Origin of the sequence: Variovorax ginsengisoli, from assembly GCF_030486595.1 — a bacterium.
GTDB lineage: Bacteria > Pseudomonadota > Gammaproteobacteria > Burkholderiales > Burkholderiaceae_C > Variovorax > Variovorax ginsengisoli_B.
Window position 1 is genome coordinate 90,448 of record NZ_JAUJZH010000023.1, and the last position, 17,223, is coordinate 107,670.

At 69.3% G+C, this 17,223-nt stretch carries 14 protein-coding genes; 3 read left to right on the forward strand and 11 right to left on the reverse strand.

Features of this window, described 5'->3' with window-relative positions; genetic code table 11:
* Window positions 1–13 precede the first annotated feature (13 nt).
* The gene (gene ffh, locus QZH52_RS26945) at window positions 14–1,396 is read left to right on the forward strand and encodes a signal recognition particle protein (protein WP_286523809.1); all 1,383 of its coding nucleotides are present in this window, start codon (window positions 14–16) and stop codon (window positions 1,394–1,396) included.
* Between the two features lie 338 nt (window positions 1,397–1,734).
* Here ffh and QZH52_RS26950 read toward each other — a convergent pair whose 3' ends face one another.
* The 8 genes from QZH52_RS26950 to QZH52_RS26985 form a co-directional block, all read right to left on the reverse strand.
* Complete coding sequence (locus tag QZH52_RS26950; protein WP_286533914.1) at window positions 1,735–2,073, reverse strand: DMT family transporter; 339 nt, start codon at window positions 2,071–2,073, stop codon at window positions 1,735–1,737.
* Window positions 2,074–2,219: 146 nt separating this feature from the next.
* Window positions 2,220–4,217: a glucans biosynthesis glucosyltransferase MdoH gene (gene mdoH, locus QZH52_RS26955; protein ID WP_301813779.1), complete on the reverse strand. Its 1,998-nt coding sequence runs from the start codon at window positions 4,215–4,217 to the stop codon at window positions 2,220–2,222.
* Between the two features lie 5 nt (window positions 4,218–4,222).
* The gene (locus QZH52_RS26960; RefSeq protein ID WP_301813781.1) at window positions 4,223–4,426 is read right to left on the reverse strand and encodes a hypothetical protein; all 204 of its coding nucleotides are present in this window, start codon (window positions 4,424–4,426) and stop codon (window positions 4,223–4,225) included.
* Between the two features lie 195 nt (window positions 4,427–4,621).
* Window positions 4,622–6,058, reverse strand: coding sequence for a sigma 54-interacting transcriptional regulator (locus QZH52_RS26965; RefSeq protein WP_436411636.1), 1,437 nt, complete (start codon window positions 6,056–6,058; stop codon window positions 4,622–4,624).
* 28 nt (window positions 6,059–6,086) lie between these two features.
* Window positions 6,087–6,719 (reverse strand): hypothetical protein, encoded by a 633-nt coding sequence (locus QZH52_RS26970; protein ID WP_286533908.1) that lies wholly within the window; start codon window positions 6,717–6,719, stop codon window positions 6,087–6,089.
* 32 nt (window positions 6,720–6,751) lie between these two features.
* Entirely contained in the window at window positions 6,752–8,179 is a 1,428-nt protein-coding gene (locus tag QZH52_RS26975) for a sensor histidine kinase (protein ID WP_301813783.1), read from the reverse strand.
* A complete protein-coding gene (gene miaB / locus QZH52_RS26980; protein WP_301813784.1) occupies window positions 8,179–9,546 on the reverse strand; it encodes a tRNA (N6-isopentenyl adenosine(37)-C2)-methylthiotransferase MiaB in 1,368 nt (455 codons plus the stop codon). The genes QZH52_RS26975 and miaB overlap by 1 nt, the downstream gene beginning before the upstream one ends.
* Before the next feature lie 120 nt (window positions 9,547–9,666).
* On the reverse strand, window positions 9,667–10,164 hold the full coding sequence (locus QZH52_RS26985; RefSeq protein WP_301813785.1) for a hypothetical protein: 498 nt from the start codon (window positions 10,162–10,164) through the stop codon (window positions 9,667–9,669).
* 205 nt (window positions 10,165–10,369) lie between these two features.
* Here QZH52_RS26985 and QZH52_RS26990 point away from each other — a divergent pair, with 205 nt between their 5' ends.
* Window positions 10,370–11,608: an efflux RND transporter periplasmic adaptor subunit gene (locus tag QZH52_RS26990; RefSeq protein WP_301813786.1), complete on the forward strand. Its 1,239-nt coding sequence runs from the start codon at window positions 10,370–10,372 to the stop codon at window positions 11,606–11,608.
* Window positions 11,605–14,739 (forward strand): efflux RND transporter permease subunit, encoded by a 3,135-nt coding sequence (locus QZH52_RS26995; protein ID WP_301813787.1) that lies wholly within the window; start codon window positions 11,605–11,607, stop codon window positions 14,737–14,739. Before QZH52_RS26990 ends, QZH52_RS26995 begins: the two co-directional genes overlap by 4 nt.
* Before the next feature lie 16 nt (window positions 14,740–14,755).
* Here QZH52_RS26995 and QZH52_RS27000 read toward each other — a convergent pair whose 3' ends face one another.
* Genes QZH52_RS27000 through QZH52_RS27010 form a run of 3 tightly spaced genes read right to left on the reverse strand, consistent with a single transcriptional unit; the run spans window position 14,756 to window position 17,221 of the window.
* On the reverse strand, window positions 14,756–15,700 hold the full coding sequence (locus QZH52_RS27000; RefSeq protein WP_301813788.1) for an alpha/beta fold hydrolase: 945 nt from the start codon (window positions 15,698–15,700) through the stop codon (window positions 14,756–14,758).
* Complete coding sequence (locus QZH52_RS27005; protein WP_301813791.1) at window positions 15,693–16,490, reverse strand: alpha/beta fold hydrolase; 798 nt, start codon at window positions 16,488–16,490, stop codon at window positions 15,693–15,695. The genes QZH52_RS27000 and QZH52_RS27005 overlap by 8 nt, the downstream gene beginning before the upstream one ends.
* A 5-nt stretch (window positions 16,491–16,495) precedes the next feature.
* Window positions 16,496–17,221 carry a 4'-phosphopantetheinyl transferase family protein gene (locus QZH52_RS27010; RefSeq protein WP_301813792.1) on the reverse strand — a complete coding sequence of 242 codons (726 nt, stop codon included), beginning with the start codon at window positions 17,219–17,221 and terminating at the stop codon, window positions 16,496–16,498.
* Window positions 17,222–17,223: the final 2 nt, after the last annotated feature.

Here is a 17,223-nt window from a genome sequence, read left to right on the forward strand (position 1 = left end):
AGCGGGAAGCATCATGGCCAGCGCCCTCACAGAAAAATTCTCCCGCCTCGTCAAACAGGTCAGCGGCCAGGCCCGCATCACCGAAAGCAACGTCCAGGACATGCTGCGCGAGGTGCGCATGGCCCTGCTCGAGGCCGACGTCGCGCTGCCGGTGGTGCGCGACTTCGTCGCCCGCGTCAAGGAAAAGGCGCTCGGCCAGGAGGTGCTGGGCTCGCTGAAGCCCGGCCAGGCGCTGGTCGGCATCGTGAACCGCGAACTCGCCGCCACCATGGGCGAGGGCGTGGCCGACATCAACCTCGCCGCCCAGCCGCCGGCCGTCATCCTGATGGCCGGCCTGCAGGGCGCCGGCAAGACCACCACCACCGCCAAGCTGGCCAAGCACCTGATCGAGAAGCGCAAGAAGAAGGTGCTGACCGTGTCCGGCGACGTCTACCGGCCGGCCGCCATCGAGCAGCTCAAGACGGTGACGAAGCAGGCCGGCGCCGAATGGTTCCCGAGCACGCCCGACCAGAAGCCGCTCGACATCGCGCGAGCCGCGCTCGACCACGCCAAGCGGCACTTCTTCGACGTGCTGCTGGTCGACACCGCCGGCCGCCTCGCCATCGACGAGGTGCTGATGCAGGAAATCCAGCAGCTGCACGCGGCGCTGGACCCGGTCGAGACGCTGTTCGTGGTCGACGCGATGCAGGGCCAGGACGCGATCAACACCGCCAAGGCCTTCAAGGAAGCGCTGCCGCTGACCGGCATCATCCTGACCAAGACCGACGGCGACTCGCGCGGCGGGGCCGCGCTGTCGGTGCGGCAGGTCACGGGCGTGCCGATCAAGTTCGCCGGCGTGAGCGAGAAGATCGATGGCCTCGAGGTCTTCGATGCCGAGCGCCATGCCGGCCGCATCCTGGGCATGGGCGACATCGTCGCGCTGGTCGAGCAGGTCACGGCCGGGGTCGACGTGGCGGCGGCGCAGAAGCTGGCGGCCAAGGTCAAGAGCGGCGTCGGTTTCGACCTGAACGACTTCCTCGGCCAGCTGCAGCAGATGAAGCAGATGGGCGGGTTGTCGAGCATCATGGACAAGCTGCCCGCCCAGATGGCGGCCAAGGCCACCGAGGCCGACATGACCCGGGCCGAGCGCGACATCCGGCGCAAGGAAGGGATCATCAACAGCATGACGCCGCAGGAGCGGCGCAAGCCCGAGCTGCTCAAGGCCACCCGCAAGCGCCGCATCGCCGCCGGCGCCGGGGTTCAGGTGCAGGAAGTGAACCGGCTGCTCAACGAGTTCGAGCAGATGCAGACCATGATGAAGAAGATGAAGGGCGGCGGCCTCATGAAGATGATGAAGCGCATGGGTGGCATGAAGGGCATGCCGCCGATGGGCGGGGGCGGGATGCCGCGCTTCTGAGCCCTGGGGTTCGCGCAAGGCGCCCTTTCCCTTTCTGGCGCTGGTCTGCAGGGGTGCGTGCCGAGGGCACCGGGTGGCCCCCTCCGCTCATGTCCCCCGGCCTGCGGCCTCCTCCTTTACTTCGCTGCGGGGGCCGCCCGGTGCCCTCGGCACGGGTAGCGCCGTGGAGTGCTGGCTGAGGATGAACCACCGGCTTGACGGCTCACGCCGATGGTGTGCTCTGCGCAGCGAAATAAAGGAGGAGCCCGAAGGGCGGGGGACATTCGCGGAGCAGAGTACGCCGTCGACGTGAGCCCGCCCCGAACCAATAGCGTCGTATCGAATCCAGGCGCTCGGATTCATCCTGAGTGAGCGCTCAGGTTCAGCGCGACCACGCCGCCGACGACCATGAGCAGCCCCGTGATGCGAAGCGCGGTAGCCGCCTCGCCGAACCAGATGATTCCGGCGATGGCCGTGAGCGCCGTGGCGCTCCCGGCCCAGACCGCATAGGTCAGGCCGATCTCCAGATGCCTGACCGCGAGCGCCATCCACCAGATGGCGGCCGCATAGCACGCGGCGGCTGCCAGCGAGGGAAGAAGCAGCGTGAAGCCCGCGGCATGGCGAAGCGCCAGCGTGCCGAGCACTTCCGCGGCTACGCTGGCCGCGAGGATCAGCCAGGCAATGGTTTGTTGACGCACGGACACCTCCGCGTCCGGCGCCGATACCGGGCGCGAAGACGGGCGGATGGCGGTACCCGGGTGCGCCATGGTAGCTGGGCATCGGCCGCAGCCACCAACGAAAAAGCCCCGCATCGCGGGGCTTTTTCTCAAAGGCTAGAACCTGCTCAGGCCGCAACCGGCCGCGACAGCCGAAGCGCATGCATCCAGGCCCTGCGCAGCACCGCAGGCGAGCGCGATTCCTCGGGGATCAGCAGGAAGCCGCGTTCGCGCAGCGCGATGCCGAAGCCGATCTGGCTGGTCAGCACCGTCAGCGGGATCGCCAGCAGCAGCGGCAGGCCCACCGGCATCAGCCAGGTGAGGGCGCTGGCGTCGATCAGCGCGATGCCGACGGCCAGCGCGGCGATCACGAAGGACATCGGAGCCAGCTGCGAGACCGCGATGCGCCAGGACACGGCGGCGGCTTCGCGCGGGGGCGACTTCCAGTCGAGCTTGAGGCCGGTCAGGGCCACCACCACGAACAGCGAGTGGGCCAGCATGCGCACCGGGGCCTGGACGATGGCCATCGCGCTTTCGAGCGTGGCGCTCTTGAGCAGGCCGCCGATGCCGCCGAACTGGCGCTGCTCGCCGCGGATCACCACCGCGACCAGGCCCAGGATGCGCGGCAGGAACAGCAGGCAGAGGGTCCACAGCCAGAGGCCGACGAGTTCCATCGGCATCGCGAGCCAGTGCTCGACCACGCTCGAACCGGTCAGCCACAGCGCGGTGCCCAGGGTCAGGAAGGCCAGCCACAGCGGCGCCGAGAGGTAGGCCATGGTGCCGGTGACGAACATGGCGCGGTGCACCGGGTGCAGGCCGGGCTCGGCCATCAGGCGGGCGTTCTGCAGGTTGCCCTGGCACCAGCGGCGGTCGCGCTGCAGCTCGGACAGCAGGTCCGGCGGCTGCTGCTCGTAGCTGCCGACCAGGTCGGCGACCAGCCAGACGTGGAAGCCGGCGCGGCGCATCAGCGCGGCTTCGACGAAGTCATGCGACATGATGCCGCCCGCCATGCCGCCCTTGCCCTTGATGGGCGCCAGCGCGCAGTGGTCCATGAAGGGCTGGACGCGGATGATCGCGTTGTGGCCCCAGTAGTGCGACTCGCCGAGCTGCCAGAACTGCATGCCGAGCGTGAACAGGCGGCCCGTCATGCGCGAGGCGAACTGCTGGGCGCGGGCGTGCAGCGTGACGTGGCCGATGGCCTGGGTCGCGGTCTGGATGATGCCGGCGGTCGGGTTGGCTTCCATCAGCTTGACCATCGAGGTCAGGCAGTCGCCGCTCATGACGCTGTCGGCGTCGAGCACGACCATGTAGCGGTAGTCCTTGCCCCAGCGGCGGCAGAAGTCGGCCACGTTGCCGGCCTTGCGGTGCGTGCGGCGGGTGCGCAGGCGGTAGTAGACCTCGACCTGCGGCTGGTTCGGGCTGTCGGCCAGCGCGGCGCGCAGGTCTTCCCAGGCGGCGCGCTCGGCGGCCGCGATCTCGGGCGTGTAGCTGTCGGACAGCACGAAGACGTCGAACTGTTTCGCGTGGCCGGTGGCGGCCACAGATTCGCAGGTGGCGCGCAGGCCGGCGAACACGGTCGCCACGTCCTCGTTGCAGATCGGCATGATGATCGCCGTCCGTGCCTCGGGGTTCATCGGATGGTCGGCGACCTGCTTGCCCGACAGCGCGTGCTTGTCACCGCGCACCGAGACATAGAAGCCCATCAGCGCGGTCACGAAACCGGTCACGACCCAGCCGGACAGCACGGCGTAGAGCGCGATCTGGCTGTATTCGAGCCACAGGTTGTCGTAGTCGGGCTGGACCCGGGCGAACAGCGTCGCGGCTGCCACCGTGCTGAGCACCGTCAGCGCCAGGAAGGCGAGGCGGCGCTGGGACGCGGCGCGCTGCCAAGGTTGCCTTGCCGAGGGCGCGGCCTGGGCGGCGGCATTGCGGCCGGCGCCGAGCTTGACCAGCAGGGCCGTGCCGATGCTGTTCCAGAAGCCGCGCCAGGGGCGGGGCGCCATGGAGCCGCGGTTGATGGGGGGGGCCGTCACCGAATTCGGGTGGCGTTCCTCGCGCAGCGGGCTGCGGTGCGAGAAATCGCTCTCGGCCAGCAGCTTCGGTTGGGCGTAGTGGGTGGGCTTCATGTGCTTCAGCCGCGTTGCTTGTCGAAGGAGGGCGTGTCGCCGATTGCCGGAAAGCGCTTGAACACGCTCTCGGGCGCGAAATGGCCGGCGCCCGCCTGGGATGCCAGCAACTGACCCGCGGCACGGGGCCGCGAGAGGGAAAACTGCTTTTGACGCAGGCCGTCGCGCTGCGGACGCAGTGCGAAAGAGGGGCTGGTGAGTGCTGTCATGCCTGTACAGGGGCAAACCCTGTGCCAGGGCTGAAAAACCCTTTGAAATCAATCGCTTGGACTGAATTTCCGGTTTTTCGAGGGGGCTCGGACCCCAGAAAGGCCGCCAGACCCCCGAAATTGTCGCCTGGGCCCGACAGCCTGCGAGCCTGACCGACAAAACCCAATCAAATCAACAACTTGGCGTGTCGCTGGTCAGCGACCGTTTTCGCCCCCCGGCGACGGGGCCTCGGCCTTGAAGTGGCCGGGCGTCAGTTCGTGCTTCTGCAGCAGGCGGTAGAACTCGGTGCGGTTGCGGTCGGCCAGGCGGGCCGCGTCGGCCACGTTGCCGTCGGTCAGCTTGAGCAGGCCCACGAGATAGTCGCGCTCGAAACGCTGCTTGGCCTCGGCGTAGGTCTGGACTTCGACGCTCGGAACGCGCAGCGCGCGCTGCACCAGCGCCAGCGGGATCAGCGGCGAGCTCGACAGCGCGCAGACCTGCTCCACCACGTTGAACAGCTGGCGCACGTTGCCGGGCCAGGAGGCGGTGGTGAGCGCCTTCAGCGCCTCGGGCGCGAAGCCCGACAGCCGCTTGCCGTACTTGGTCGACAGCCGCTGCAGGAAGTGGTTGGCCAGCAGCGGGATGTCCTCGCGCCGCGCCGACAGCGGCGGCAGGCTGAGTGTCACGACGTTGAGGCGGTAGTAAAGGTCTTCGCGGAACTGGCCGGCCTCCATCGCGGCGTCGAGGTCGCGGTGGGTGGCCGAGATGATGCGAACGTCGACCGCGATCGACTGGCTGCCGCCGAGCGGGCGCACCGCGCGCTCCTGCAGCACCCGCAGCAGCTTGACCTGCAGCGCCGGCGGCATGTCCCCGATTTCGTCGAGCAGCAGGGTGCCGCCGTCGGCCTGCTGGAACAGGCCCTTGTGGTTGGCGACCGCGTCGGTGAAGGCGCCCTTCATGTGGCCGAACAGCTCGGATTCGAGCAGCGCCTCGGGGATGGCGCCGCAATTGACCGCCACGAAGGGCTTGTCGGCGCGCGCGCTGGCGCGGTGGATGGCGCGCGCCAGCACTTCCTTGCCGGCGCCGCTGTCGCCGCGCAGCAGCACGCTGGCGTCGGACTTGGCGACCATCCGGGCCTCGGCCAGCAGCTCTGCCATGCGGTTGCTGCGGCTCACGATCTCGGCGCGCCAGCTTTCGTCGCCGCCCTTGCCGGGCGCGGCGGCCGGCGCGCCCAGGGCCAGCGCCTGGCCGATCTTCTCGAGCAGCTCGCGGGCGTCGTACGGCTTGGTGAGGTAGGTGAAGACCCCGCGCGCCGTGGCCTCGACCGCGTCGGGAATGGTGCCGTGCGCGGTCAGCAGGATCACCGGCAGGGTCGGATGGCGCTTGCGGATCTCGTCGAACAGTGCCAGGCCGTCGCGGCCCGGCAGGCGGACATCGGAGAGCACCAGCTGGGGATGTTCGATCTCGAGCTGGGTCAGCGCCGACTCGGCCGAGGTCACGGCCGTGACCTGGTAGCCGGCCGACATCAGCCGCATCGACAGCAGGCGCAGCATGTCGGCGTCGTCGTCGACCACCAGCAGGCGGGCGCCGCGGGCCGTCGGGACCGCGGCAGTATCGGGCGGCTTCGGTGCCGGGGGCGGCGCGCTGCTCATGAAGGGACCTTCGTGCTTCGCATTGCGCTCATGGCGCCGGCTTCGGCGCCGCCGGCGCCGGATTGGGCCGCGAGAAGCTGCGCTCGATGGCGCGCAGGGCTTCGATGCGGTCGTTGAGCTGGTCGATACGGCGCTGACTGTCGCGCAGCTGCTGCGCCAGCTTGTCGCGGTCGTCCTCGACCTTGCGCTGCTCGGCGTAGCGCGCCGCCAGCGTGCGGGCCAGCGGCTGCAGCGGCAGGGCGTCGGCGGAAGGATTGGAGATCACGCGCTGCAGCAGGCCGCTGGCGCGCCCGAGATCGGCGGGGACCCGGGTCTGGGCCAGCACGATCGCCATCTGCATCTGCACCGCGGGCGTCTCGACCAGGTCGCCCAGGCGGTTGAGCTCGGCCGCCAGCTCGGGTGCGCCCAGCGGCCGCACCTTGTCGGCATAGGCCAGCATGGCGCCCACCGGGCCCTGCGTCCATTGCGTGAAGAGGCTGCCGGGCTGGGTCGCGGGGGCCAGAGGCTCGGCCTCGACCGGGGTGATCGCCGGCGGCGCTGGTGTCGGGGCGACCGCGACCGCGACCGGCGCGGGAGGCGGCTTGCGGGGCGCGGCGCAGCCGGCCAGCAGCAGGGCGCAGCTCAAGGCGATGGCGGGTCCGCGAACGATCGAAGAAAACATGGACTCAGGAATGGGCGCGTGGGCGATGAAGGTCAGGCGGAGCGTGGCAGCGCGATGCGGAATCGCGCCCCCGGTCCCTCGGGCAGCAGCGTGACGCGGCCGCCATGGGCTGCAATGTACTCCTGCACGATCGACAGCCCGATGCCGGTGCCCTTGACCGAATGCTGGGGCTGTCGCTCGCCGCGGTAGAAAGGTTCGAAGACGCGGTCGCGGTCGCCGTCGGCGATGCCGGGGCCGGCGTCGGCGATGTCGATCTGCGCCGTGTCGGCGGTGCTCGACACCGTCAGCGTGATGGTGCCGCCGCGGGCCGAGAAGCGGATCGCGTTCGACAGCAGGTTGGCCACCGCGGTGCCGAGCTTGACCGGGTCGACCACCACCGAGATCGGCTCGCCTTCGGCGCGCACCGTGAGGCCGTTGGCCTGCCACTGCAGCCGCTGGGCCTCGATCTGCTCTTCGATCAGCGGCAGCAGCGGCGTGCGTTCGCGGCGCAGTTCGCGGGCCTCGAAGGCGGCGGCGTTGAAACGCAGCAGGGCCTCGATCTGGCCCTGCAGCGCGACCGTGTTCTGCTGCAGGATCTGCGTCACTTCGTGCTGGGCCGGATTGAGCGCGCCGGTCACGCCGTCTTCCAGCAGCGAGACGCCTTCGCGCAGGGCGGCCAGCGGAGTCTTGAGTTCATGCGAGACGTGTCGCAGGAAACGTGCCTTGTCGGCATCGAGTTCGGTCAGCCGCAGCCGCAGCCACTCGAGCTGCTGCGACACCCGGCGCACGTCGGACGGCCCGTGGATGTCGATCGGCACGTCGAGCCGGTTCTCGCCGAGGCCGACGATCGCGCGCTCCAGGCGCTTGAAGGGCCGCGCCAGCCAGACGCCGAAGGCCAGCGCCAGCGCCGCCGCCAGCGCGCTGGCGGCGATCACCAGCCGCATCAGCCGCTTGCGCGCGGTCTCGATGCGCTGGGCCAGCTCGTTGTTCTGGGTCTCGATCAGGAACTGCGCCTGCTGCGCGATCTGGGTGTTGAGCGCATCGAGCTCGCGGAATTGCACCGCCATCGAGCTCTCGCGCGCCAGCGAGGTCTCGGGGGCGCCGCTCATCAGGCCCTGGATCACTTCCAGCTGCTCGCGCCATTTGTCGGGCCCGTCGGGACCCAGGCCGTTGGCGGAGAGCCGGCCGAGCACCTGGCGGGCGTCGCGCGCGGCGTCTTCGAAGCGGCGCCGCAGCACGCCGTCGTTGAGCACCAGCGACTGCCGCCCGGCGCGCTCCATGGCGGCGCTGCGCTCGGCCAGGGACTGCGCGGCGCCCGACAGCGTGAGCGCGCGCGCCGCCGCGTCGCGGCTCTGGGTCATCAGGATGTCGTACTGGAACACCGCCCGCAGCGCCACGCCCACCAGCAGCGCGGTGATCAGCAGGAACGCGAACAGCAGCAGTTGCTGGAACGAGCCGCGGGCTGCGCTCAGCTTCGCCATCAGGCGACCGGCAGCGCGGCCGAGCGGCCGGCGGCGGTGGATTCGGAGGTGACGACCTCGCCGCGCAGCGTGTAGGCGAGCGAGCGCGTGATGCGCAGGTCGACCATCTGGCCGACCAGGCGGGCGTCGCCCTCGAAGTTGACCACCCGGTTGCACTCGGTGCGGCCCATGAGCTCGCCCGCGTCCTTGCGCGAGGCGCCCTCGACCAGCACCCGCTGGACCGTGCCGACGCGGCTTTCACCGAAGCGCCGCACGTTGCCGTCGATCACGGCCTGAAGCTGCTGCAGCCGCGCCAGCTTGACCGCATGGGGCGTGTCGTCGTGCAGTGCCGCCGCCGGCGTGCCCGGCCGCGGGCTGAAGATGAAGCTGAAGCTGGCGTCGAACTCGAGCTGGTCGATCAGCCGCATCATCTTGCCGAAGTCCTCGTCGGTCTCGCCCGGGAAGCCGACGATGAAGTCGCTGCTGAGCGCCAGCTGCGGGCGGATCGCGCGCAGCTTGCGCACCGTGCTCTTGTATTCCATCGCCGTGTAGCCGCGCTTCATCGCCATCAGGATGCGGTCGCTGCCGTGCTGCACCGGCAGGTGGAGGTGGCTCACCAGCTGGGGCACCCGGGCGTAGGTGTCGATCAGGCGCTGGGTGAACTCGTTCGGGTGGCTGGTGGTGTAGCGGATGCGCTCGATGCCCGGCAGTTCGGCGACGTACTCGATCAGGGTGGCGAAATCGGCGATCTCGGCGGTGTCGCCCATGCGGCCGCGGTAGGCGTTGACGTTCTGGCCCAGCAGCGTGACCTCGCGCACGCCCTGGTCCGCCAGCCCGGCGATCTCGACCAGCACGTCGTCCAGCGGCCGGTTGATCTCCTCGCCGCGGGTGTAGGGCACCACGCAGTAGCTGCAGTACTTCGAGCAGCCTTCCATGATCGAGACGAAGGCGGTGGCGCCCTCGACCCGGGCCGGCGGCAGGTGGTCGAACTTCTCGATCTCGGGGAAGCTGATGTCGACCTGCGGGCGGCCCTCGCGGGCGCCCTGGCTCAGCATCTCGGGCAGCCGGTGCAGCGTCTGCGGCCCGAACACCACGTCGACGTAGGGCGCGCGGGCGATGATCGCCGCGCCTTCCTGGCTGGCGACGCAGCCGCCGACGCCGATCTTCACGCCCTTGGCCTTCAGGTGCTTGACCCGGCCGAGGTCGGAGAACACTTTCTCCTGGGCCTTCTCCCGCACCGAGCAGGTGTTGAAGAGGATCAGGTCGGCCTCGTCCACGTTGGTGGTCGGCTCGTAGCCTTCGGCGGCGCGCAGCACGTCGGCCATCTTGTCCGAGTCGTACTCGTTCATCTGGCAGCCGAAGGTCTTGATGAAAACTTTGGGGGTCATAAGGCTCTCCCGGGAGCAGGTTGGCGTGATCGATCCATCAGCGCGCCACCATGGGGCGCCATGCGCCGCAGTGCGGCGCTTCCCATGAGGGCCGCAGGCCAGTAGACCGGCGAAGCCGGTCTACTGGCCGAAGATCGGCAACTGGTTGAAGGGCGTCTTGCCGTCGTCGCGCGGGCCGCTGTCGGCCGACACGAAAGGCCAGAAATTGAGCAGCGGCTTTTCGGCCGAGGCCCGCTTGGCACGGGCTTCGTCCGGGGTCAGGATCCAGACGTCGCGCACCATGCCGGCGGCGTCGCGGGTGTAGTTCACCAGCAGGTTCTGGCCGGTGATCGACGCCGGCATCACCAGCATGCGGTCGGCGCTGCGGATGCGGGCCCCAGGGGCGAGCCGCTCGGCGTTGCCGTCGAGCTGGATCTCGGGCGGGTTCACGACCAAGAAGCTGCCGCGCAGGGTGCCCGGCGGAAAGTTGCGACCGCCGTTGGCAGCTTCGTTCTGGGTCGCCGAAGGGTCGAGCGCCTGGGCCGCGGCGGGGCCGGCAAGGAACGCGCCGGCAGGGACGATCAGCACCGCGAGGGCGATCGACAGGAGGCTGGGAAAAGGCTTCTTGCAGCGGTTCATGGGGTATATCCAGAGGCTGTGGAGCGCGGATTCTAGCGGCCTGGGGGCGCAGAATGATTCGCTCAACGTGCCATTCTGCCCAGACGCTTTACATTTCTTTACGGCAAGCGCGGGCTCTTTTCCCGGCTCGCTGCTCCAATAGCTGCCGCCGCGATATTTAGTGTGACCGCGCCCCCTCGATCCATCCCGATCCATCTGGAACCCCATGAAGAAGAATCTCGTTCTCGCCCTTTCCGGCGTGCTGGTCGTGGCCGTCGCGGGAGGCACCTGGTGGTGGTCGGGCGCCAAGACCCGCAGCGCCGCGGCCACCCAGGCCGCCGCCCCCGGCGCCGGTGCCCCGGCGCTGGTCACGCTGGCGTCGGCCCAGCGGCAGAACGTTCCGGTCACGGTCCAGGTCAACGGCAGCGTGGTGTCGCTGAACAGCGTGGACCTGCGGCCGCAGGTGACGAACACGGTGCGCGAGGTGCATGTCAAGGAAGGCGAGTTCGTCAAGGCCGGCCAGCTGCTCTTCACGCTCGACGACCGCCCGGACCAGGCCAACCTGGCCAAGGCGCGGGCCCAGCAGCAGCGCGACGAGGCCATGCTGGCCGACCTGGAGCGCCAGTACAAGCGCAGCCAGGACCTGGTGGCGCAGAACTTCATCGCCAAGAGCGCCGCCGATGCGACCTTGTCGCAGCTGGAGGCGCAGCGCGCCGCGGTGGCGGCCGATCGGGCGGCCGTGCAGTCGGCGCAGGTGGCGCTGGGCTATGCCACGCTCAAGGCGCCGATCGCCGGGCGCATCGGCGCGGTCAACATCTACCCGGGCACCTTGGTGCAGCCCAGCCTGTCGCTGGTCACGATCACCCAGCTCGATCCGATCGCCGTGAGCTTCCCGGTGCCTGAAGGCAAGCTGCAGGACCTGCTGCAGGCGGCCCGCGAGCACACGCCGGTCGAGGCCCTGGTGACCGGGCGCAAGGCGCCGCTCAAGGGCACCCTGAGCTTCGTCGACAACACGGTCGACCCGCTGATCGGCACGGTGCGCGCCAAGGCGGTGTTCGACAACGCCGACCAGGCGCTCTGGCCCGGCCAGTTCGTCGAGACCCGGGTCACGGTGCGCACGATCGACGGCGCCACGGTGCTGCCGGCCTCGGCCCTGATGATGCTGGCCGACGGCAACTCGGTCTACGTGGTCGACGCCGAGCGCAAGGCCGCCCGGCGCAAGGTGCAGGCGATCTACAACTTCGGCACCCAGGTGGTGGTGAAGGGCGTCGAGCCCGGCGAGCAGGTGGTCACCGAAGGCAAGCAGAACGTGCGCCCCGGCGGCAAGGTGCGCATCGACGCGCCCCAGGCGCAACCCGACAAGCAGCCGCAGCCCGGCAACGCGGCACCCGGGCCCTCGCCGGGCAGCGCGGCCTCGGTCGCGCCGTCCAGCGCCAGCGTCGTCGCGGACCGGGAGCGCACATGAACATCTCCGAGCTGTGCATCCGTCGTCCTGCGATGACGGTGCTGCTCTCCGCCGCGGTGGTGGTGATCGGCATCTTTGCCTATTTCCAGATTCCGGTGGCGGCGCTGCCGAGCTACAACACGCCGGTCATCAACGTCTCGGCGCAGCTGCCGGGCGCCAGCCCCGAGACCATGGCCTCGTCGGTCGCGCTGCCGCTCGAGAAGCAGTTCTCGACCATCCCGGGGCTGCAGACCATCAGCTCGGTGAACACCCAGGGCGTGACCTCGGTCACGCTCGAATTCGTCAGCACGCGCGACATCGACGCCGCCGCGGTCGACGTCCAGGCGGCGCTGCTGCGGGCCCAGCGGCAGCTGCCGGCCGAGCTCACGCAGCTGCCGTCCTACCGCAAGGTCAATCCGGCCGACGCGCCGGTGCTGTTCATCGCGATGGTGTCGAACTCGATGACGCCGGCCGAGCTCAACGACTATGCCGAGAACCTGATCTCGCCGACCCTGTCGACCATCGACGGCGTGGCGCAGGTGGCGGTCTATGGCCAGAAGCGCTTCGCGGTGCGCATCAAGGCCGACGCCAACCTGCTCAATGCCCGCAACATCACGCTCGACGAACTCGCCAACGCGGTGCGGCTGGCCAACGCCAACACGCCGGTCGGCGTGCTCGACGGTCCGCGCCAGACGCTCACGATCCAGGCCAACGAGCAGATGCTGAAGGCGGCTGATTTCGCCAAGGTCATCGTCGGCCAGCGCAACGGCGCGCCGGTGCGGCTGGACGAGGTGGCGACCATCGAGGACAGCTTCGAGTCGGTCAAGACCGCCAGCAGCTTCAACGGCGAAAGCTCGATCTCGCTGGCGGTCCAGCGCCAGCCCAACGCCAACACGGTGCAGGTGGTGGACGCGGTGCGCGCGCTGATGCCGCGCTTCAAGGCCGAGCTGCCGCAATCGGTCGAGATCAACCTGGTCAACGACCGCTCGCTGTCGATCCGCGAGGCGGTGCACGACGTCCAGCTGACGCTGCTCGGCACCATCCTGCTGGTGGTGCTGGTGATCTTCCTGTTCCTGCACCGGCTGGTGGCGACGCTGATCCCGGCACTGACGATCCCGATCTCGCTGATCGGCGCGGTGGCGCTGCTCTATGCCTTCGGCTACAGCCTGGACAACGTGTCGCTGCTGGGCATCACGCTGGCCGTGGGGCTGGTGGTGGACGACGCCATCGTGGTGCTCGAGAACATCATGCGCTACGTCGAGAAGGGCATGGAGCCGTTCGCGGCGGCCCTGCGCGGTGCCCGCGAAGTCGGCTTCACGATCATCTCGATCTCGATCTCGCTGGTCGCGGTGTTCATCCCGATCTTCTTCATGCCGGGCGTGATCGGCCTGCTGTTCCACGAGTTCGCGGTGGTGGTCGGGCTGGCGGTGATGGTCTCGGCGATCGTCTCGCTGACCCTGGTGCCGATGCTGGCGAGCCGGCTGCTCAAGCACACGCCGCGCGCGCACGGCACGCTCGACCACGAGGAGCAGCATCCCGAGCCGGGCACCGCCATCGGCCGCGCCTTCGAACGCGGCTACCGCTGGGTGCACGGCAGCTACATGCGCTCGCTCGACTGGACGCTCGGCCACCGCCCGCTGATGCTGATCCTCGCGGCCTCGACCTTCGCGCTCACGGCCTGGATGTTCATCACGATCCCGAAGGGCTTCTTCCCCGAGGAGGACATCGGCCAGATCCAGATCACGACCGAGGCCGCCGAGGACATCTCGTTCCCGGCCATGAAGGCGCTGCAGGACCGCGTGGCCCAGGCGCTGCAGGACGACCCGAGCGTCGACTACGTGAATTCCTTCATCGGCGTCGGCGGCCCGACCGCGACGCAGAACTCCGGCCGCCTGTTCGCGGTGCTGAAGCCGCGCAGCCAGCGTCCGCCGATGGCCCAGGTGCTGGAGTCGCTGCGCAAGCGTTTCCGCGAGATCCCGGGCATCGCCGTCTACATGCAGCCGGTGCAGAACCTGCGCCTCGGCGGCCGCCAGAGCAAGGCCCGCTTCCAGTACACGCTGCAAAGCGTGAACGCCGGCACCATGGGGGTCTGGGCCGACCGTCTGATGGAGAAGATGCGCGCCGACCCGGCCTTCCGCGACGTCACCAGCGACTCGCAGAACCGCGGCCTGCAGGCCACGCTGGACATCGACCGCGACAAGGCGGGCGTGCTCGGCGTCGCGGTCGGCGACCTGCGCACCGCGCTCTACAACGCCTACGGCGATCGCCAGATCGGCAGCATCTACGGCGCCAGCAACACCTACCAGGTGATCCTCTCGGCGGCCGACGACGACCGCCGCTTCGAGGAGGACATGTCGCGCCTGTCGGTGCGCAACAAGGCCGGGCAGCTGGTGCCGCTGTCGGCCTTCTCGACCGTCAAGCGCACGGTGGGCCCGACCTCGGTCAATCACCAGGGCCAGCTGCAGGCGGTGACGGTGTCTTTCAATCTCGCGCCGGACGTGCCGCTGGGCAATGCCACCGCCAAGATCGACCAGTTCAAGGCCGATCTGAAGATGCCGGAATCGATCATCACCAGCTACGGCGGCGACGCGGCGGTGTTCCAGAGTTCGCAGGGCAGCCAGGCCGCGCTGCTGATCCTGGCCGTGCTGGTGATCTACGTGCTGCTCGGCGTGCTCTATGAAAGCTACATCCACCCGTTGACCATCCTCGCCGGCCTGCCGTCGGCGGCGGTGGGCGCGCTGCTGTCGCTCAAGCTGCTCGGTTTCGACCTGACCCTGATCGCGACCATCGGCATCCTGCTCCTGATCGGCATCGTCAAGAAGAACGCGATCATGCTGATCGACTTCGCGCTCGAGGCCCAGCGCAGCGAGGGCATGCGGCCGCAGGACGCGATCCGGGAAGCCTGCCGGCTGCGCTTCCGGCCGATCCTGATGACCACGCTGGCCGCCATGATGGGTGCGCTGCCGCTGGCGCTCGGCCTCGGCGCCGGTGCCGAGCTGCGCCAGCCGCTGGGCGTCGCGGTGGTCGGCGGGCTCATCTTCTCGCAGGTGATCACGCTCTACATCACGCCGGCGATCTACCTGGCGCTCGATCGCTACAGTGGCAGCGGGCCGTTGCAGGCGCTGCCGGGCGAGCACGTCGCCGCGGCCTGAGGGGCGACGCTCGAACTCAGGAGCCCGCGTGCTCGAGCTTGGTCGCCAGAGAGCTGGTGGCCCGCGCGCCACGGGCAGATTGCCCGACGGCCGACAGCGCTGGCGAGGCCGGGCTGCCATCGCCGTGAATCACGCGCAGAATCCAGTCGCACGCCTGCTTCATGAAGGCCTGCTGGGACGCCTGCGAGATCAGGCCGTGATCGATCTCGGGGATGAAGCGGTACTCCAGCTGGCGCACGAATGGTTCGTTTGCGAACGGACCCAGCTGGTCGAAATTGCGGTCCTTCACGTGGACGCTTCCGGTGTAGACCAGCATCGTGGCGACGCCGCGTTCCACCAACTGCCTGATCGAGTGGCCGAAGTACTCGACCGTGTCTTCCGGCGCCTCCGACTCGAAGATATTGGCATCCGCCGCCGGCTGTGAGGGCAGCAGCTTGCGCCGGATCGCGCCCGACACGCGGGCGAAAAAAGCACTGAGGCTGGGATCGGCGAGTGCCCGGCGCGCGCTGCGTTCCCAGCGTGCGCGGCGGCCCGGGAAGCCGGGGCCGTCGAACATCAGGAGGCCGACCAGCCGGGGGTCGTTGACTGCGACGCAAAGGCCGTTGCGCGCGCCGGAACACAAGCCAACCAGGATGAAGCGATGCACGCCGAGCATGGTGCCGACCAGGTTCATGGCGGCCTGAACATCCAGCACGGCCTGCATCCTGAAGTCGACCGTCTCGCCAGCCGGCCGGCTGTCGCCGAGTCCGGCCAGGTCCATGCGGATGCTGCTGATGCCGCAGGCAGCCATCTGCCGCGCCAGCTTCACATTGGTGCGCCGGGGGCCGATGCGGTGGATCGCACCCATGTTCATCAGGATGCAGCCGACCGGTGCCATCGGACCGTCGCCAGGCGTCGTGATGATGCCGATCAGCGAGCCGTCGGGCCCGAACTGCACAGGGGTTTCGTTGTAGTCATCCATTGATTTCTGCCAGCAAGCGTTGCAGTGCCTCGGCCGGGACCATGGCACTGTTTGGGAAGGGGTCGGAGGTCCAGATCAGCGAATGCCGGAACGGCGACAACCTGACAGGAATCTGGCGCTCGGCTTGCATGCGTGCCCATTGGTTGACGGGCTCGTCCTCCGCCTCGGCCAGCACGACGGTCTCGTGCGACCCTGTCAGCTGGAGCGACTGCGGGGAGAGCGCGCGCAACTGATTGCGCAGCGCGGGCGAGACGGCGAAGCCGAGCAGTTCGTCGGTGAAGGCGTCCTTGTCGGCCGCGAGGCGCCGGCGCCAGGCACGGTCGGGAATCCAGAAAGAGGCCTCGAGCGCCGAGACGTGCTTCTCGCGCATCGTATCGAGGTAGCGCGCGCCGTCCACGATCGGGTCCCAGAGGATGACTTTCGACGGGTCGCTGCGGCCGCTGCGGGCTGCCAGCACCGCCAGCGTGGCACCCAGGCGTGATCCCAGCCACACGATGCGACGCGGGGCGGTCAGCCGGTGCAGCTCTTCGTGCGCGGTGCAGACGTCGCGGCGCCAGCCTTCGAGGTCGCCATCGGTGTCGTCCCCGGACGAATCGCCGGTGCCGTGGCAGTCGAAGCGCAGCACCGCCACCCCGGCGCGGGCCAGCCGGTCGGAGAGCACGCGGAACAGCCGGTGCGTACGGACCACCTCCTGTCCGAACGGCGCGCAGATCAGGACCGCGATGTCACGCTCGCGTTCCGGCGGGTGAAAGAGACCGAACAGGCGGCGCTGCGGCGGGCCGAAAAGCATCGGGGTCATGCGTAGGACTCGTTGTCTTGGAAGGTGGGGCGCGGCGCGGCGGCTTCGACGGCGGCGTCGGACTCGAGCATCCGGGCGATCGCGCAGACTACACCCTCTCCGCCATCGAAGGAGCGTAGCGACAGCCGTGCCATACCGCTTTCCAGGGGAATCCGGACTTCGCGCGCTTCTTCGTCCAGCCCGGCCTCGAAGCTGCACGTGTCGATGCCGAGTCCCGTGCCGACGGCCTTGAGGCAGGCTTCCTTGCGCGTCCAGCAGGTCAGGAAGGCCCGGTCGCGGCGCGCCGGCGCCAGTGCCGCCAAGGCCCGCCGTTCCGCTTCCGTGAAGTGGACGCGTGCCAGGTCGTCGGCGTCCGGCATCGGACGCAAGAGTTCGACGTCGACGCCGATCTCGGCTTCGTCGCTGATCGCGATCAAGCCCACCGCCTGGCTATGGCTGAGGTTGAAGTGCACGCCCGCCGGGTCGGCCAGCGCCGGCTTGCCGAAAGCACCTGGCACGAAGTCCAGCAGGGCACCGGGGCTGCCGGTGTGCAGCGACAGCAGGCCGCGCAGCGCGGCATGGGCGGCGACGAAGCGATGGCGATCACGCGCAAAGACGAAGCGGCTCGCGCGCGCCCACTCGTCGTCCGACAGGCTGGCCGCGGCCGCCGGCGCCGGCGCGCTGTCGAGGTCGATGCGCCACAACCGGCCTTGCGTCGTGGTGGGCAGCTGGACGATGGACATTG

Coding starts and splice junctions, on each gene's coding strand:
- ffh (WP_286523809.1), top strand. CDS start 14: ATGGCCAGCGCCCTCACAGAAAAATTCTCCCGCCTCGTCAAACAGGTC.
- mdoH (WP_301813779.1), bottom strand. CDS start 4,217: ATGAAGCCCACCCACTACGCCCAACCGAAGCTGCTGGCCGAGAGCGAT.
- QZH52_RS26960 (WP_301813781.1), bottom strand. CDS start 4,426: ATGACAGCACTCACCAGCCCCTCTTTCGCACTGCGTCCGCAGCGCGAC.
- QZH52_RS26965 (WP_436411636.1), bottom strand. CDS start 6,058: ATGAGCAGCGCGCCGCCCCCGGCACCGAAGCCGCCCGATACTGCCGCG.
- QZH52_RS26970 (WP_286533908.1), bottom strand. CDS start 6,719: ATGTTTTCTTCGATCGTTCGCGGACCCGCCATCGCCTTGAGCTGCGCC.
- QZH52_RS26975 (WP_301813783.1), bottom strand. CDS start 8,179: ATGGCGAAGCTGAGCGCAGCCCGCGGCTCGTTCCAGCAACTGCTGCTG.
- miaB (WP_301813784.1), bottom strand. CDS start 9,546: ATGACCCCCAAAGTTTTCATCAAGACCTTCGGCTGCCAGATGAACGAG.
- QZH52_RS26985 (WP_301813785.1), bottom strand. CDS start 10,164: ATGAACCGCTGCAAGAAGCCTTTTCCCAGCCTCCTGTCGATCGCCCTC.
- QZH52_RS26990 (WP_301813786.1), top strand. CDS start 10,370: ATGAAGAAGAATCTCGTTCTCGCCCTTTCCGGCGTGCTGGTCGTGGCC.
- QZH52_RS26995 (WP_301813787.1), top strand. CDS start 11,605: ATGAACATCTCCGAGCTGTGCATCCGTCGTCCTGCGATGACGGTGCTG.
- QZH52_RS27000 (WP_301813788.1), bottom strand. CDS start 15,700: ATGGATGACTACAACGAAACCCCTGTGCAGTTCGGGCCCGACGGCTCG.
- QZH52_RS27005 (WP_301813791.1), bottom strand. CDS start 16,490: ATGCTTTTCGGCCCGCCGCAGCGCCGCCTGTTCGGTCTCTTTCACCCG.
- QZH52_RS27010 (WP_301813792.1), bottom strand. CDS start 17,221: ATGTCCATCGTCCAGCTGCCCACCACGACGCAAGGCCGGTTGTGGCGC.